The sequence below is a fragment of the Thiolinea disciformis DSM 14473 genome (assembly GCF_000371925.1).
GTDB classification, from domain to species: Bacteria; Pseudomonadota; Gammaproteobacteria; order Thiotrichales; family Thiotrichaceae; genus Thiolinea; species Thiolinea disciformis.
This window is the reverse complement of record NZ_AQVE01000001.1, coordinates 158,513-175,460: the sequence shown is the minus strand read 5'-3', so window position 1 is coordinate 175,460 and position 16,948 is coordinate 158,513. Positions and strand designations below refer to the sequence as shown.

Annotated in this window: 17 protein-coding genes; 7 read left to right on the top strand and 10 right to left on the bottom strand. The window is 45.1% G+C overall.

Annotated features, from left to right (window positions below; translation table 11 throughout):
* Window positions 1-31: 31 nt before the first annotated feature.
* Genes A3IE_RS0100800 through A3IE_RS0100790 form a run of 3 tightly spaced genes read left to right on the top strand, consistent with a single transcriptional unit; the run spans window position 32 to window position 2,047 of the window.
* Window positions 32-538 carry a hypothetical protein gene (locus A3IE_RS0100800; protein ID WP_020393665.1) on the top strand — a complete coding sequence of 169 codons (507 nt, stop codon included), beginning with the start codon at window positions 32-34 and terminating at the stop codon, window positions 536-538.
* Between the two features lie 20 nt (window positions 539-558).
* Window positions 559-1,674 carry an NAD(P)/FAD-dependent oxidoreductase gene (locus A3IE_RS0100795; protein WP_020393664.1) on the top strand — a complete coding sequence of 372 codons (1,116 nt, stop codon included), beginning with the start codon at window positions 559-561 and terminating at the stop codon, window positions 1,672-1,674.
* A 28-nt stretch (window positions 1,675-1,702) separates the two neighbouring features.
* Window positions 1,703-2,047, top strand: coding sequence for a DUF1840 domain-containing protein (locus A3IE_RS0100790; protein ID WP_020393663.1), 345 nt, complete (start codon window positions 1,703-1,705; stop codon window positions 2,045-2,047).
* A 24-nt stretch (window positions 2,048-2,071) separates the two neighbouring features.
* On the opposite strand, the gene hisH is transcribed toward A3IE_RS0100790, so the two are convergent.
* The 7 genes from hisH to A3IE_RS0100755 all read right to left on the bottom strand — a co-directional run bounded on the left by hisH (window position 2,072) and on the right by A3IE_RS0100755 (window position 9,778).
* Entirely contained in the window at window positions 2,072-2,704 is a 633-nt protein-coding gene (hisH, locus tag A3IE_RS0100785; RefSeq protein ID WP_020393662.1) for an imidazole glycerol phosphate synthase subunit HisH, read from the bottom strand.
* A complete protein-coding gene (gene hisB / locus A3IE_RS0100780) occupies window positions 2,704-3,297 on the bottom strand; it encodes an imidazoleglycerol-phosphate dehydratase HisB (protein WP_026154710.1) in 594 nt (197 codons plus the stop codon). The genes hisH and hisB overlap by 1 nt, the downstream gene beginning before the upstream one ends.
* A 36-nt stretch (window positions 3,298-3,333) precedes the next feature.
* Complete coding sequence (gene rnd / locus A3IE_RS0100775; RefSeq protein WP_020393660.1) at window positions 3,334-4,494, bottom strand: ribonuclease D; 1,161 nt, start codon at window positions 4,492-4,494, stop codon at window positions 3,334-3,336.
* A 291-nt stretch (window positions 4,495-4,785) separates the two neighbouring features.
* Window positions 4,786-6,585 (bottom strand): ATP-binding cassette domain-containing protein, encoded by a 1,800-nt coding sequence (locus tag A3IE_RS0100770; RefSeq protein WP_020393659.1) that lies wholly within the window; start codon window positions 6,583-6,585, stop codon window positions 4,786-4,788.
* Window positions 6,586-6,643: 58 nt separating this feature from the next.
* Window positions 6,644-7,462, bottom strand: coding sequence for a hypothetical protein (locus tag A3IE_RS0100765; RefSeq protein WP_169333045.1), 819 nt, complete (start codon window positions 7,460-7,462; stop codon window positions 6,644-6,646).
* 81 nt (window positions 7,463-7,543) lie between these two features.
* Window positions 7,544-7,987 carry an acyl-CoA thioesterase gene (locus tag A3IE_RS0100760; protein WP_110721341.1) on the bottom strand — a complete coding sequence of 148 codons (444 nt, stop codon included), beginning with the start codon at window positions 7,985-7,987 and terminating at the stop codon, window positions 7,544-7,546.
* A 3-nt stretch (window positions 7,988-7,990) separates the two neighbouring features.
* On the bottom strand, window positions 7,991-9,778 hold the full coding sequence (locus tag A3IE_RS0100755; RefSeq protein ID WP_020393656.1) for a PHA/PHB synthase family protein: 1,788 nt from the start codon (window positions 9,776-9,778) through the stop codon (window positions 7,991-7,993).
* 196 nt (window positions 9,779-9,974) lie between these two features.
* On the opposite strand from A3IE_RS0100755, the gene speA reads away from it, so the two are divergent.
* Genes speA through A3IE_RS0100735 form a run of 4 tightly spaced genes read left to right on the top strand, consistent with a single transcriptional unit; the run spans window position 9,975 to window position 13,362 of the window.
* Window positions 9,975-11,876, top strand: coding sequence for a biosynthetic arginine decarboxylase (gene speA, locus A3IE_RS0100750; protein WP_020393655.1), 1,902 nt, complete (start codon window positions 9,975-9,977; stop codon window positions 11,874-11,876).
* A gap of 33 nt (window positions 11,877-11,909) precedes the next feature.
* Window positions 11,910-12,569, top strand: coding sequence for an LSm family protein (locus A3IE_RS0100745; protein ID WP_020393654.1), 660 nt, complete (start codon window positions 11,910-11,912; stop codon window positions 12,567-12,569).
* Window positions 12,569-12,814 carry a YcgL domain-containing protein gene (locus A3IE_RS0100740; RefSeq protein ID WP_020393653.1) on the top strand — a complete coding sequence of 82 codons (246 nt, stop codon included), beginning with the start codon at window positions 12,569-12,571 and terminating at the stop codon, window positions 12,812-12,814. The genes A3IE_RS0100745 and A3IE_RS0100740 overlap by 1 nt, the downstream gene beginning before the upstream one ends.
* On the top strand, window positions 12,814-13,362 hold the full coding sequence (locus A3IE_RS0100735) for a gamma carbonic anhydrase family protein (RefSeq protein WP_020393652.1): 549 nt from the start codon (window positions 12,814-12,816) through the stop codon (window positions 13,360-13,362). Before A3IE_RS0100740 ends, A3IE_RS0100735 begins: the two co-directional genes overlap by 1 nt.
* On the opposite strand, the gene A3IE_RS0100730 is transcribed toward A3IE_RS0100735, so the two are convergent.
* From A3IE_RS0100730 to A3IE_RS0100720, 3 genes are all read right to left on the bottom strand, one after another.
* Window positions 13,359-14,231, bottom strand: coding sequence for a hypothetical protein (locus A3IE_RS0100730; protein WP_020393651.1), 873 nt, complete (start codon window positions 14,229-14,231; stop codon window positions 13,359-13,361). The genes A3IE_RS0100735 and A3IE_RS0100730 overlap by 4 nt on opposite strands.
* A gap of 148 nt (window positions 14,232-14,379) precedes the next feature.
* Window positions 14,380-14,886 (bottom strand): hypothetical protein, encoded by a 507-nt coding sequence (locus tag A3IE_RS0100725; RefSeq protein ID WP_020393650.1) that lies wholly within the window; start codon window positions 14,884-14,886, stop codon window positions 14,380-14,382.
* Window positions 14,887-14,890: 4 nt separating this feature from the next.
* Window positions 14,891-16,927, bottom strand: coding sequence for a M3 family metallopeptidase (locus A3IE_RS0100720; protein WP_020393649.1), 2,037 nt, complete (start codon window positions 16,925-16,927; stop codon window positions 14,891-14,893).
* Window positions 16,928-16,948: the final 21 nt, after the last annotated feature.

Below are 16,948 nucleotides of genomic sequence, written 5' to 3'. Positions count from 1 at the left end.
GCTTAATTAATAGGCTTAACCGGAGACCCTCATGGTCAGATATTCAATTTCAGCTACGTTGCTCTTAGGCTTAGTAAGTTTTTCGGCTTTCGCACAAAATGCTTCCGAAGAAGTAATTAACAAAAGTTTTTTTAGTTCTGGTGGTCCTTCTAAGGCCAATGCTTTACCAGACCCTAACACCTTTAGCCCAGATCCCAAGCCAGATCAAAATGCGCGGCAACATGCGATTGATACATCCTCCCCTAATGTCAGTCACAATGGGGCAAAAATTCCTAATCCTGAATTATTCACTAAAGGCCCGCCCGCCGATCAAGTACGCGAACATGCCTTTAATTTATTTGGAAGCGCTAATAAAGCTAAACCAACTGTCAAAACTCTCCCTGGTCAACCCTTAGTAATAAATGGTCAACTGAGTGATATGCCGCCTCCGATGGCAGGCACTACTACCAGCACCAGTGCTTTACCTAATCCCTCCTTATTTACTGAATCGACTTCGCCACGGGAACAAGTACGCGAACATCCCATTAAGCTATTTTAATTTTTGCACAAAGGCTGCGCATGAAAGACGTGATCATTGTAGGCGGTGGGCTAAAAGGACTGCTAAGCGCTTTATTCCTGCATGATGCAGGTTTAAGTGTCATGATATGTGATCGAAGTGAATTGGGAAGAGAATCTTCGTGGGCAGGCAATGGCCTTACCGTGGCTAATTATCCATGGCGTATGGATGAAGCGGTGAGTACCCTCACGCATTATGGTCAACAACATTATCCAGCGTTGTGTGAGCGCTTACGCGCTGAAACAGGTATTGACGCGCAATGGCAAAAAACTGGCTTACTGTTTCCAGATATACAAGATAGGGCACTCGCCCAACATTGGGCAGCCCTGCACCAGCAGCGTTTGCTATTACTAGAGCATCCTAGCGAAGTAAAACAGCATGAACCCAATATTTCGCCCACTATTGAATGTGGTCTCTATTTTCCCGAGATAGGCCAGATTCGTAGCCCGCGTCTGATTGCTGCCTTAAGGGCGAGCATCCGTAGCCGTTCTATTTTAGTGAGTGAGCATTATCCGGTTACACAGTTACACGTGGAACATGGTGAGGCCAAAGGTATTTATTTGGGTGACTGGCTATTTGAAGCGAAACAGGTCATTCTCACCGCTGGTGCGTGGACACCCAACTTATTACCAGAGGTAATTAAAGCAAGCGTCTCTGTCCGTGCGGTTGCAGCACAATCAATTTTATACCGTGGCTCCCCCCATCTATTACAACGCTCTATCGTGCACAATAATAAATACCTCGTACCACGTGAAGATGGGCGGATTATTTGTGGTTCTGTTTACCAAACGGATAGTTTTGATACTAGTATTTCTGAGCAAGCCAGTGAGGATTTACACCAATTTGCCGTGCAATTATTACCAGCGCTCAGCTATGAGCCGATTCGCGATACCTGGAGTAGTGTGTTCGCCTTAACGCCCAATGGTATACCTTATATTGGCCCACACCCTGAGTTAGCCGGTTTATCCCTAGCCATAGGGCACGGGAATATGAGTGTCGCGACTAGCCTTGCTTCTGCCCGTTTATTGGCCGATCAAGTGTTAGGAAAAACCAGTTTTACCAACCCCAGCGCTTACCACATAAAATCTCGCACGCTTCAACCCAGTGCGGCTTGGTAAGCTCAGCCCAATAACAGGAGCTTGATGTATGTTAATTCGCTTCGAAAGCAAGGCCGGTGGTGGCTTTTCGATGTATGAAGAAGATGCCAAACAACTGCTTAAATTAATGGGACACAGCGGTACGATCCCTAGCGCGATTGCGGGAGCGGATGTGGCTAGTGTATTAAAAACCTTAGAAAATAACTTAGCCGCAGCCGCCCAACAAGCTGCGCCCAACTCGCAAGATGCTGTTGAAGAAGAGGAGAATGAAGATGGCGAAAAGAAAGAGAAAATCTCTGTAAATCGCCGCGCTTATCCTATGTTGGAACTACTCAAATTAGCCGCAGCACAAAAAACGGATGTGCTCTGGTTTGAAGATCGTAGCGTATTTTAACTGCGATGTCGGCTGGCGTGCCACTTAGGGGCGCCAGTTCATGAAGTTTTCGAGCAATTTTAAACCGTCCGCTGCCGATTTTTCAGGATGAGCCTGAATGGCAAAGATATTATCTTTAGCCAAGGCTGATGGGTAGCGAATGCCATACTCTGTTTCACCACTCGCTAATGCTTTATCTTTCAGCACCGCATGATAGCTGTGCACAAAATAAAATCGTGCGCCATCAGCAATACCAGTCCATAAAGGATGATTCTCCTGAGTATGATAAATTTCGTTCCAACCCATTTGCGGGGTCTTTAAACGCTCGCGATAAACCTCATTGAAGTGTTTCACTTCACCTTGGAAAATACCAAGGCAATCAACACCGCCATTTTCAGTGGAATGCTCCAACAATACCTGCATGCCCATGCACACCCCTAGAAAAGGCTTAGTCAATGCCACCTCACGTACTACTTCATTCAAGCCACGAGCCTGTAATTCTTGTATACAATCACGCGCAGCACCTTGCCCTGGGAATACAATTCGGTCTGCCGCCATAATCACTTTAGGATCAGAACTGACCTCAATTTTGCTAGCAGGCGGTGCCACATGTTCAACAGCCTTACGTACTGAAAATAAATTCCCCATATTATAATCAATCACCACAATCTTCAGCATTATAGACTTCCTTTAGTGGATGGCATAATGCCTGCCATACGTGGATCAAATTCTAAGGCCATCCGCAGCGCGCGCCCAAAGGCTTTGAATACTGTTTCCACAATATGATGCGCATTGCGCCCACGCAGATTATCAATATGCAGGGTCACATTCGCATGATTCACAAAGCCTTGGAAAAACTCATAAAACAGATCGGTGTCAAATTGACCAATATGCGAACGGCGATAATCGACATGATGTTCTAAGCCGGGGCGACCTGAGAAATCCACGACAACACGTGATAGCGCTTCATCGAGTGGCACATACGCATGACCGTAACGGCGCAAACCTTTTTTATCGCCCACCGCACGGGCGAATGCTTGACCTAAAGTGATACCAATATCTTCCACACTATGATGATCATCAATATGACGGTCACCCTGGCAACGAATGGTTAAATCAATCATGCCATGGCGTGCGACTTGATCCAACATGTGCTCCAGAAAAGGAATGCCAGTCTCAAAATGCGATTTACCACTGCCATCCAGATTAATGGTGACATGAATTTGTGTTTCTAGCGTATTGCGCTCAACCGTTGCCATGCGATCTGTCATGAGAATTTCTACCATTCAAAGGAAGTACTCATTTTATCATATTGCGGCGTTTGCGCTGTTCTCAATCGTGATCTGCTGATCATGGATGCGAACACAAGACCGACCGGACAATAAAGCCTCAAACGTATTGTTCACCAAGCTACCACGCCAATCATCCGACAGGCTGCTTCGACCATCCGTCAGCATTTTTTCAACTTGCTGGCGGGTAGCGAGCATTTGCGGGGAAATATTATGCTGTAGCGCTTGTTGATTCACGATCACCATCAATAGATCGGCCACTAAAGAAAGTTGATTATCTAATTTACGCCGACGAGGTAATTGTGGCCACGAGTCTGTTGGCAAGTTATAGCCTAGAGCGATTAACTCCAGCCACTGCGCACCATAGCGCGCAATTTGCTCATCGGATAAGCCGCGAATCGTTTTGAATTCACTCAGATTGTTCGGCTTCATGCGTGCCATATCAATTAAAATTTCATCCGACACTAACCAACGCCGTGGCAAATCCTTTTCTATGGCCAAGCTTTCGCGCCAAGCGGCTAACTCACGCAAAATCGATAATTGGCGCGGCTTCAAAAGCTGCACCATCTTCACGCGCTCCCAGCTCGAACGCGGGGCAGGTTGATATTGGTCCGCCTCACTTAATTGCTTAAAGGGCTTACTCACCCAAGTAGCGCGCCCTGTGCTGGCTAGTTTTTCTTGCAAAATAGGATACAAATCCCGCAAATAACGCACATCGTCAATCGCATACGCCAATTGCGCTTTATTCAACGGACGCCGCGCCCAATCCGTGCGTGATTGTGACTTATCCAATTGCACACCCAATAAATCCTCGACTAAACGCGCATAGCCTAATTGATCCCCCAAACCTAATACTGCTGCTGCAATCTGGCTATCAAAAATAGGGCTGAGGGTCTGACCACCACTCAAATAATAAAAAATTTCTAGATCTTGCCACGCGGCATGAAGCACTTTGACTCGATCAGTCTGTCGTAAAAACTGAAAAAAGGGCTCGAGATTTGTGATGGTAAGCGGGTCGATACACGCCAGTTGCTGATCCGTAGCGAGTTGAATTAAGCAAAGGCGCGGATAATAAGTCTTTTCGCGAATAAACTCCGTATCTAAAATGACCCATTTAGCTGTTTGAATTGTTTGTAAAAAATTTTCCAGCTTTATGTTGGTGTCAATGTACTCAAACATTTATATCGTCTATTGAATTAAAACAGCTAGTATAAACCTATTCCGCTAAAAACCCTATTTAAGCAAATGATTATGTAACCACATACAAAATCAACAACTTATCTGTTTTATCTCATTGACTTTATTCGAAATAGAGTTAAAATTAGTAGAAATTCTATTGGTTGTTAACCGTTTTTATTCCTCAACCGCTAGTGAGGATAATTGCTGCGCTGCAATAATTCGCAGCATTTTAGGCTCAATACAGATAATGCTGTAACGAGCCTTTATTTTATCTATAACCTTTAAAATACTTTAACTATTCTGCTGTGCTTCTAAACTTTCCCACCGCAAAAAAGCAAGTTCCAAATCTTTATCCAACTGTGCTAACTCAGACTGAGTTGCCAAAATGCTTGCACTATCACCTTGGTAGAAACTGGCCTGACTCATTAAGGCTTGTAAATCAGCAATACGCTGTTCTAACTGCTCAATTTGCTGAGGGAGTTGTTCCAATTCGCGCTGCTCTTTATAGCTGAGCTTTTTAGCTTTATTAGCCGGCTGCATTGGTTTTGCTGGCTCAGGTTTTGCGGTAACCACAGGGGTTTTGCTGGGTACAAGGGTTGGGCGCTGCGCCAACCAATCATCATAGCCACCGGGATATTCAGCAATACCACCATTTTCAAACACCCATGTACGGGTAACGACCGAGTTAATAAAGCTGCGATCGTGCGAAATCAATAGCAAAGTTCCACTGTAGTCGACTAACAACTCCTCCAATAACTCCAGTGTTTCCGCATCCAAATCATTGGTGGGTTCGTCGAGCACTAAAAGGTTAGAAGCTTGTGCAAACAAACGTGCTAGCAATAAACGGTTCCGCTCCCCACCTGACAACACCTTAACCGGCTTTTGGATTTGTAGCGGTGTGAATAGGAAATCTTGCAAATAACTAATGACGTGTTTGCGCTGTCCATTGATTTCAACAAAATCATTACTGGGTGCAATGTTCTCGCGTAGATTTTTTTCATCGTCAAAGCCGGCACGATGCTGGTCAAAGTACGCTACTTGGACTTTAGTCCCCATACGTACTTGCCCAGCCGTAGGCTGCAAATCACCCAACAATAATTTAATCAACGTGGTCTTACCGATCCCGTTCGGACCAATAATACCGACCTTATCGCCCCGCAATAAAGTGGTATTAAAACCGGTAATGAGTTGTTGATCACCCCAGCCATAGCCGACTTGCTTGGCTTCAATCACCAATTTACCTGACGCCTCGGCCTGCTCAATTTGGGCTTGAACTTTACCTTGTACATGACGGCGTTGGCGAAAATCTTCACGCATCGCTTCTAAACGTCGAACACGCCCTTCATTCCGCGTGCGGCGCGCTTTAATACCTTGACGAATCCATGCTTCTTCTTCCGCTAAACGCTTATCGAATAAAGCAGCTTGCTGCGCTTCAGCCTCCAGTGCGGCTTGCTTATTTTCTTGGTATTTTTTGAAATCACCCGCCCAACTACTCAGTCGGCCACGATCTAATTCAATGATGCGTGTTGCGAGTTTTTGCACAAACATACGATCATGGCTCACAAACAATAGTGTGCCTTTGTAGCCAAGCAGAAAGTTTTCCAACCACTCAATCGCTGGAATATCCAGGTGATTGGTCGGCTCATCCAGTAGCAATAAATCAGGGTTGCCAACGAGTGCTCTTGCTAATAAAGCGCGTCGTTTCCAGCCACCGGATAACGACTCAAACGACACCGAACCATCTAATTGTAAACGTGATAAAACCGCTTCAACCTGCCATTCATGTTGCCAAGCCTCATCCGCTGCGTAAACCTCAGCAAGACCTGCGGCAACAACTTCGAATACACTGGCATTGGTTCCATGTGGAACATCTTGCTGTAAACGAGCAATGCGTAATTCAGGCGAATGAATAATTTCACCATCATCAGCTTGCACCTCACGGCACAGCAATTTCATTAAGGTTGATTTACCAGTGCCGTTACGCCCAACCAAACATAAGCGTTCGTTCGGCTCAATGACTAAGTCGACACCGTCAAATAAACGGTTATCACCATTTTCTAAATGGATATTGCGTAGATGTAATAATGACATGCGGCGAATTATGGCAGCTTTCGGGGCATCTATACCAGACTAAAGGCGATTAAAAACCTCAATTCGTCTCCAGCGTTTTAATATGATTTTGTAAGCGCTGACTATGTTTATTGAGTGCGGCTAAGGACTGACGCAACGCTTGCAAATTTTCACTAGCTGCATCTAATTCATTACTGCGCCACAACATATCTGGAATTTCCACGCCTTTCTTTTCCGGTTCCCATTCGCGCAGCGGTACGACGATTTCACTGAACAAACGCTCCATATCAGAACTCGCCTGATGAAAAACTAATTCGTTTTTCACCTGTAGGCGTTGACGAAAATATAAGCGTATTGGCTCCGGCACCAAGAGCATATGGTGTGAGCCCATCTGGCGTGATTCCACCAATTGTAAACGGCGTAAATTCTCAATCACCCAATGCCAATGGTCATGCTTTAAACGGCTGAGGGGCGCTAGAAAACGTAAATAATCATCACGTCGCACTAACCAACGTTCTAGTAACGAAGCACTAAACGTAAGCTTTAAAGCTTCTTGTGAGACCGGGTGATCGGTGAGACTCAGCAGACTTAATAAAATGAGATCAGAGGACTCGGCGAATTTGTTCTCAAAACCCGCTAGTACCCGTTTGAGTGGACGCCCTTGAGGAACAGCTTCTAGTAAAGCAGGTAGTGAGTCTATGCCTACCAAACGCCCTGCATACCAGCGGCATAAATACGCGGCGAGTAAGCGCAACGTCAAAGGATCATTTTGGAAATTGGCAGCGACGCGTTTTAAATCGCGTACATCTGCCTTGATGCCCGCTTGACTCAACACAGTATAGGCAGCTTCATCCCTCGAAGGATTAGGCGTATTTAATAGATTAAGCGGCTCTTTCACAGTTTCCACTTGGAATCACTCACGTTATCCGATAAACGGTAAGCAGCGATGCTAGTCTGTGTCAAATGAACCGCTTATGAATTATGAAGCAGGCCACCGTTTAGTGGTTAGATAGTGTAATACACTATCAGGAAGTGGCACTGATTTCCCAGTCTTGTGGTTCATCCAAACGACTTTAGCATAACCTTCTGTTGCAACAACCTCAGGTGCTGAAGCCGTATACAATTTATAGTAGGTCATAAAACTAGAGCGTCCCGGCTCCCCTACATAACAATCAATGCGCAGATCATTTGGATAGCCAATAGGTCGTAGAAAGGTACAACCTACCGTAATAACAACCGGCGCAAGTTCGTTGGACTCGATGTTTCCCTCACCCATATCTATTAGCATTTGCACGCGCGCCTCTTCTAGATAACGCAGATACAAGGTGTTATTCACATGCCCATAGGCATCCATATCACCCCAGCGCACTGGCATGGTGCAGGAATAAACTAAACGCATTGACGAACTGGATGAGTGTTCCATTGATTAGACCTTACGGCGTACATAAGTTCCGGGGGCATCTTCTAGCGCCGGTAATTCACCTGCTCCCGCTTGGCGCGCAGCGACTTTACCGCCTGCATAGGCTGATACCCATTGATCCCAGTCATGCCACCATGATTGTTTCACTTCTTTGGCATTATTAAACCAAGTGTCTGCATCTGCTTCTAAACGGTCATTAATCCAGTGACCATATTTGTTTTGCGCAGCCGGATTAACAATACCAGCGATGTGACCCGATTGGCCTAAGACAAACTTGACAGGGCCTGAGAATAATTGTGCACCCTTATAGGTGGAGCGCCAAGGAGCAATATGGTCATCATAAGCTGATACAAAATAAGCAGGCGTTTTGATCTGACGTAAGTCAAGCTCTGTACCATTTAAGGTAATGCCGCCTGCCTCACGCAAACGATTATGCAGATACATATTCCGCAAATAATAACCGTGCATTTTGGCTGGCATACGGGTGCTATCCGAGTTCCAATATAATAAGTCAAAAGGAGCGGGATCTTTACCGAGCAAATAGAGATTAATAAAGAATGACCAAATCAAATCATTAGAGCGCAGCATATTGAAAGCGGCTGCCATATTCTTGCCATCTAAATAGCCGCCGTTGTCTTGCATACGTTTTTCTAAAGCATCGATTTGAGCTTCGTCGAGGAAAACGCCTAACTCACCTGGTTCAGAAAAGTCTAAGAGTGTCGTAAAAAACGTCGCACTTTTTACCCGATCATCGTTTTTCGCGGCTTGATAAGCCAAGGTCATACCGGTCATCGTGCCGCCCAAACAATACGAAGCCACATTGATGTCATGTTCACCCGTAGCTTTTTCTATAGCATCCATCGCCGCTAGCGTGCCTTTTTGCAGGTAATCGTCAAAACCAACATTGCTATGCTCAGCACCCGGATTCACCCATGAAATCATAAAAACGGTATGCCCCTGATCAACCGCCCATTTCACAAATGAATTTTGTTCGCGCAAATCCAAAATATAAAACTTGTTAATCCAAGGCGGAACGATCAACAGCGGATTTTTACGTACTTCAGGCGTGCTAGGATGATATTGAATTAACTCAATTAACTCATTGCGAAAGATGACCTTACCTTGTGTGGTGGCAATGTTTTTACCCACTTCAAAGGCATTCGGATCGGTCATGCGAATACGAAGCTCACCATCCTGATAATCCAGCAATAAGTTCTGCATCGCTTTAACTAAATTAGCGCCATTGGTGTCACGAATCGCTTGCCACACTTGTGGATTAGTCAACGCGTAGTTACTAGGTGATAAAGCATCCACTAAATTTTGAATAAAAAACTCTGCTTGACGGGCTTCACGTGGCGTCAAACCTTGTTTGATTTGCGCTAACGTTTTCCAAAATTCTGCTTGGTTAACATAGCTTTGCGATAAAACTTCACCCGCCCACGTTTGCCACGCGTTATCTTTAAAACGACGGTCACGCTTCGCCGAGTCGCTAATATCTTTATCAGACCAGCCCCATAGCTTAGTAATGGCGCGTTGCCACACCTGAGTCTGTTTCTGCATTAAGGTGGTACTGGCTGCAAACACGGTGGCAGGTTGAAACAATAGATTCAGCCCCCAGTGGTTTAAGGTTTGTTTAAAAGCGGGATCTGGTGCAGCCTGCTCTAACTGGCCTAAAGCAGCAGCGGCTGCCTTCAGGCTAAATTCCTGCCATAACCATGCACTTTTCACCAAATTACTTTGTAGTTCTTGCACATCGAACTCAACACTTTCGCTTACTGGAAGGGGCTTGCCCATCTTGAATCATCCTTTCTTTGCACACAGAAGCTGCGCCTTAGCTTAAACTTAGGGCACAGTAAATTAGCATATGATAATACTTTTTGTGCACTGCACAAGCAGTTTATCGATGTTTTGTTGCGTGCAATAAAAAGCTGCCTAAAAAATGCTTTAGCGTTATGCTGCGCACACTCACAAGCTTTTGCGGTAGGACGCTATGGAACAATATAAAGACTGGTCAATTGACGCCGCTCGTCAGCTTTACAGCATTGATCATTGGGGCGATGGTTATTTCGATATTAACCCGACTGGCAATGTGGCAATGCAGCTGCCGCAGCTAGGTAAAAAAGGGCTGGATCTTTATGAACTGGCTACACGTATTCATCAGCAAAATGGAATGCGTTTTCCACTCTTAGTACGTTTTGTCAATATTCTGCAAGATCGTGTACAACGTCTACAAAAAGCTTTCAATCAAGCTATTCAAGAATCGGGCAAACACAGTCGTTATACCGCCATCTATCCGATCAAAGTCAATCAACAGCGTAGTGTCATTGAACAAATTCTAGCAGGCGGTGGGAGTCAGGTCGGTTTAGAAGCAGGGAGTAAACCTGAATTAATGGTAGTGCTAGCAACCGCTCCCAGTGGTAGCACGATTATCTGTAATGGTTATAAAGATCGCGAATACTTGCGTCTTGCCCTGATTGGCAAACAAATGGGGCATCGTATTTTCATTGTTATTGAAAAACCTTCAGAACTATTAGAAACCCTAGAAGAAGCCGACAAACTAGGCATTGAGCCTTTACTGGGTATTCGTGTACGCCTTTACACCTTAGGTAAGGGTAAATGGCAAAATACAGGCGGAGAAAAATCAAAATTCGGTCTTTCTGCCGCTCAAGCTTTGCATTTAATTGAGCAATTGCAATACGCGGGCAAAACAAAATGCTTACAATTGCTACATTTTCATATGGGATCGCAAATCGCTAATATTCAAGATATTCAGCATAGTATGCGCGAAGCTAGTCGCTATTTTGCTGAGTTACACCGTTTAGGTGTGCCGATTCGTTATATTGATGCAGGTGGCGGATTGGGCGTTGATTATGAAGGCTCACGCTCACGCAGTGAATGTTCGATCAATTACACCTTACAAGAATATGCGAATGCAATCGTGCGCGGTATTTTTGATGTGTGTGATGAAAAACATTTACCTTATCCTGAATTTTTTACTGAATCGGGTCGCGGCATGACCGCACATCATGCCATGCTTATTACCAATGTCATTGATACCGACCCTCAGCAGCCAGAAACACCCCTGGAAATTGTTCCACCGGCCAACGACGCGCCCATGATTTTGCACAATCTCTATCGGCTGTATTCAAATAGCACCACCATTCCGCCTTCAGAGATTTATCACGATGCTGCGTACTGGTTAAGCGAAGCGCATGGTATGTATGCTTATGGTTCAATTAATCTAGACGAAAGGGCACGTGCGGAAGAATTACACCGTGCGATAACGAGTAAATTGCTGGCTGATCCTATTCTCTTTAAGCGTTTAGGGCCGGAAATTCAAACCAGCTTGCAGGAAAAATTAGCGGATAAATATTTCTGTAATTTTTCTTTATTCCAGTCCGTGCCTGATGTTTGGGCGATTGAACAAATTTTTCCGATTATGCCGCTGCATCGTTTAAATGAGCGCCCTACACGCCGTGTAACGATGCAAGATTTAACCTGTGACTCAGATGGGACTATTGAGCGCTATGTAGAAAATGGGCGTTTATCAACGACTTTACCGCTACATATGCTGAAATCTGGGGAACCTTATCTATTAGGCGTTTTCTTAGTCGGTGCGTATCAAGAAATTTTAGGCGATTTACATAACCTATTCGGCGATACGGACTCCATTAATGTAGAATTACTAGCAGACGGTAGTTATCAACTCAGTGAACCAGAGCGTGGCGATACCATTGATGAATTATTGCGCCAAATTCACTTTGAACCTAAAACACTCTTAGCCCAATGTCGTACTAAACTTGTGGCTGCAGTCGATGATTTAGAGCGCCAAAAAATGTTACTACGTGAAATTGAAGCAGGTTTAGTGGGTTATACTTACTTAGAAGATTAACGTGCGCACAAGCACCTTGAGGAAATAGAGAGCGTGGAATCTATACTAATACCTGCCCTAACGCTCGGGTTATTATTGCTTTTATTTGGCTGGATACGTGTTATTTTCGCCAGTTTTAAACATCATTCAACCACTGGGTTATTATCGTTAATCCCAGTAGTGAACTTATTGACCCTTCCCAGTGTTTGGCATCGTGTGGGTGGATCGGTTATCGCTGGCTTCATCGGCTTCGTCCTGATTATCGCAAGCTTAGTGTTAGGAGCAGGCACACAATTGTCCAAAGTGAGTGGCGATATGGGTGTGAAACTTCCTAGCGCTGCCGAAAAACCTGCGCAACCCACGGAAACGGTAAGCAGTTCTCTTGCTTTACCAAACTCGTCTGCTACCGCTCAGCCAACACCAGCACCTTTAGTGACGAAACCCCCTACGGTAGATGCGGTCACCGGTGCCATGGAACTTCCAAAAGCAGCTTTGTATAGCATGGTCTATAAGCCTTTAGCCTTCGAAAAATTACCTGAGCATTATGGCAGTTATTTACGAATTACCCGCAAAGATCGTAGCCGTCTAGAAGGTAAATTGCTTAATGTTGAAAATCAGCAAGTGATCATCAAACAGCGTACCGATACAGGTGAAATAGAACAGAAAATTCCGCTAGCGCATATCAATACGCTAGAAATGATGGAGCGCGAGTAATGCAGTGCTTTGTTTATCGCAGTCAGCGCAAAAAAGGCACTTATTTATTTACGCTGGAACGTGATGATTTTTCGAAAGTTCCAGAATCGTTAATGAATTTATTTGGCACGCCAGAATTTTCTTTTGCCTTTGAACTGACACCCGAACGTAAGCTCATTCAAGCCGATGCACAGCAAGTTGAAGCTAATTTAAAAGCCAATGGTTTCTTCCTGCAAATGCCACCGGGCGATGAAAGGTTCTGCTAATGACCATTGAAGCATTTGAAGGGAAGTCTCCAGACATTCATCCTCAAGCTTGGGTCTCGCCTCACGCTTATGTCAGTGGTGATACGGTAATTGGTGCTGATAGCTCGGTGTGGCCAATGGCAGTCGTGCGTGGTGATGTGAATTATATTCGCATTGGTGAGCGCACCAATATTCAAGATGGCGCTGTATTACACGTCACTCATGGCGGGCCATTTACCCGCCCTGATGGATTACCACTCATAGTGGGCAATGATGTGATTATAGGCCATAGTGCTGTTTTACATGCTTGCACAATTGGCAATCGCTGCTTGATTGGAATGGGCGCTATTATTCTGGATGGCGCCATTATCGAAGATGACACTATTATTGCCGCTGGTGCTTTAGTTCCCCCTAGCAAACATTTAACGAGTGGATTCCTATGGTCAGGCCGACCGGTTACGCAAAGTCGAGCCTTAAGCGACAAAGAGCTGGCTTATTTTACTTACTCGGCTGCTTATTATGTAGAACTGGCGAAGCGCACGGCTGCCAGCATAGCAAGTAACACTTAGTCTAACGCTAAGACCACTCGGTTATTCGTATTCTCCCGCACATGAAACTGACGCTTTTGTATGCGTCCCTCATGACTGGCAACGACTTCATATTCACCGGGCGGAATGACGACCGTTTGCGAGTGCATATGATAAGTACTGTAGTAACGACGTTTATCCTTTTCTAACCGATAAACCTCCCACTGCATTGGCTTAAATAAAGGCATATTCGCTTGCGTTGCGACCAAATTTAAACGTCCAATCGGCACATCAATCTTAGCTGTTGTAGTTTGACCCGATTGCACCACTAAACGACGCTGCTTGAGCACTTGTGCTAAATTGACTGAAACCGTGTAAGTGCCAACCGCTACAATCTCATGTAAAGCACGACTGGTTTTATTGGTAAATGCACCTTGTGCACTGCTGACTTGCCAAGTCACAGGATGTGTAGCATTCACATCTAAACGCCCTAGCTGAGCACGAAAATAAGGCTTAATGCGTTTATTAGCAGAGAGTTGCACGGGATGATGTTCACGATATTTTCCAATTCTCAAAACTATATCGTAAAGACCATCGGGTAATTGTAATTGATGATAAGCCCCCACCACTTCGCGTACCGATACACCAGCGCGCTCCACTTTCCACTGAATATCTTGTGCGCTAATCTCAAGGCTAGGGGATAACTGAACAGCTAATTCAAGATTGTAGTCTGGAATAGGGGTATCTTTTACAGACAAATTATTCTTTACCAAAGGTTTGTTCAAGACGGCGAGATCAAGAGGTGAAAGTTCAGGCTGATGCCATTGCGTCGCACTGAAACTAAACATAGGCAATAGGCATAAACCAGCCAAAACACTCTTATACACCCAAGTTGGGAGTTTATTTTTCATTATCGTGACTTTGTAGGGTTTGTGTTGGTCTGGCTATCAAACGGCTAACCACGTTAAACCTCAATCAATACCCGATAGGAAATGATGCTTTTACGCTTGGCGGTGTAAACCTTAAAAACGGCTAAGTTGCGATTCAGCTAAACTCGAGTTAGGGTGGGGCATTGTCTTGTAGCCATTTAGCTAAAGGACGTGCGACTTGTGAACTATGCGTATCAAAAGGAAATAATGCGCGAAAGTGGTGTGTATCGGTTTGAATATCGAGTTGTGCTTGCCACTGCATATGGCGTTGGGTACAAATCGGCAGGGTAAAGTTCCCTTGCCAAGTCCCTTGCTCAAGCTGTAGATCAACATACTGATAGCCCATAAACATATTGAGGCCAGTGATAGTGAGCTTTGCACTTTTAATGGTCGAAAAACCGTTGGCCTGCACTTGAACTTGCACCGTTTCCATAACGGGAACTGGCCGGGGGGCAAGAGAAAGTTGAATGTGATGCCCCTGACTATCGCGCGCTTGACAAGAGTCCTGCTCAAGATGACAGGACTTTGGGGTCGGTAACACAATAGGGGCTCGCACAGTTTGGGGCAGTAACTGATAGCTTACCCCCCCCAAAAAACCAGCTATTAGCACAGCAAAGGCTAAGCCCCATCGTTTCATAGGTCTAGGCAGCTTCGACTAGACCACTATGGCGTAATAAAGCATCAATCTCGGGTTTGCGACCACGAAAGGCCACAAACGAATCCATAGCTGGGCGAGAACCACCCACTTGCAGAATGTGGGTTAAGAAATCAGTGCCAATGTTGGGATTGAATAAACCCTCTTCTTCAAAACGCGCGTAGGCATCAGCGGATAATACTTCTGCCCATTTATAGCTGTAATAACCAGCCGCATATCCTCCTGCAAAGATATGGGTAAAGCTATGCGCCATACGATTGAACGCAGGGGGCTTTACCACAGCTACTTGGTCACGCACTTGTTGTTGAATATACTGCAAACGGCCTGCTTCACTGGCTTTGGGATCCATATGCAAACGCATATCGAATAAAGCAAACTCCAGCTGACGCACCATGCCCATCGCTGTTTGGAAATGGCGTGCCGCTTGCATTTTGGCATACAGCTCATCTGGCAGAGGTTCACCGGTTTGCCAATGCCCTGACAGCATATTCAATACTTCACGCTCCCAACACCAATTTTCCATAAATTGGCTTGGTAATTCGACCGCATCCCATTCCACCCCATGAATGCCCGCGACATCCGGATAATCCATCAATGTGAGCATATGATGTAGGCCATGACCAAACTCATGGAATAAAGTCACGACCTCATCATGCGTAAACAAAGCAGGTTGCTCACCAATCGGCGGCGTACCATTACAAGTCATATAAGCCACTGGCAATTGTAGCCCTGATTCGCGCTTAAAACGCCCGCAGAAATCATCCATCCATGCGCCACCACGCTTATGTTGGCGTGCATACAAATCTAAATAAAACGCGGCACGGGGAGTACCATCTAAGTTCAACACACGATAAAACGAAGCATCGGGATGCCAAAGATCGACTGAGTTGTCTTTTTCAATTTTCACACTGAACAAACGTTCTACTAATGAAAACAAACCTTGAATAACACGATTGACTGGAAAATAAGGTTTCAATTCCTCTTCCGTAAAAGCGAATAAAGTCTGTTTCATTTTCTCGCTAGCATAGGTTACATCCCATGCTTGTAAGTCATCGATGCCTAATTGCTCACGCGCAAATTGTTTGAGTTCAGCAAATTCTTTTTCAGCAAAGGGTTTGCTACGTTCCGCCAAATTCTCCAAAAATGCCGTCACTTCCTCCGTATTAGTCGCCATTTTGGTAGCCAAGGAAAGCTCAGCATAATTTTTATAGCCTAATAACTCGGCCTCTTCTTGACGTAGACGCAAAATATCTTGCATCACCGGCGTATTATCCCATTTAGGATCAGCCCCTAGTTCTGAGGCACGTGTGGTATAAGCGCGATACAACGCTTCACGCAACGCGCGATTATCAGCATAAGCCATGACCGAAAAATAGCTGGGGAAATTAAGGGTAATCACCCAGCCGTTGACATCACGTTGTTCAGCCGCCTGCTTAGCCATGGCTAAACCAGATTCAGTCATACCCTTTAATTCAGACTCTGTTTCAATGACTTTATGCCAGCCATTGGTAGCATCCAAAACATTGTCTGAAAAGCGGGAAGTGAGTTGTGATAACGCTTGATTAATTTCACGATAACGTTGTTTTTGAGTCTCAGGTAAGGCCACACCACTTAGCTCAAAAGACAATAAGCTATTATCCAAAGCTTTCAATTGCGCTTGATTTAAACCTATTCCCGCTTCACGCATTTGCTTAATTGCTTGATACAAGGCTTGGTTTTGTCCTAGCTCGGTATAATAATCACTCAAGCGTGGCAGACTTTTATTATAAATTTCGCGCAGTTCCTCGCTATTAGCCACAGCATTCAAATGACTCACTGGTGACCAAGCGCGGTTCAAGCGACGACCACCCTCATCCATGGGATACACCAAATTTTCCCAAGTGGGTGCTTCATCCTTGGCTAGACGCTTTTCCAGCCAAGCACGATTCGCACTTAATACTTCATCAAGTGCAGGCTCGATATGCTCCGGACGAATTTGGCTGAACGCCGGTAGCTCTTGTTCTTGTAATAACGGGTTATCCATTTTCATCACCTCAACGCGTTT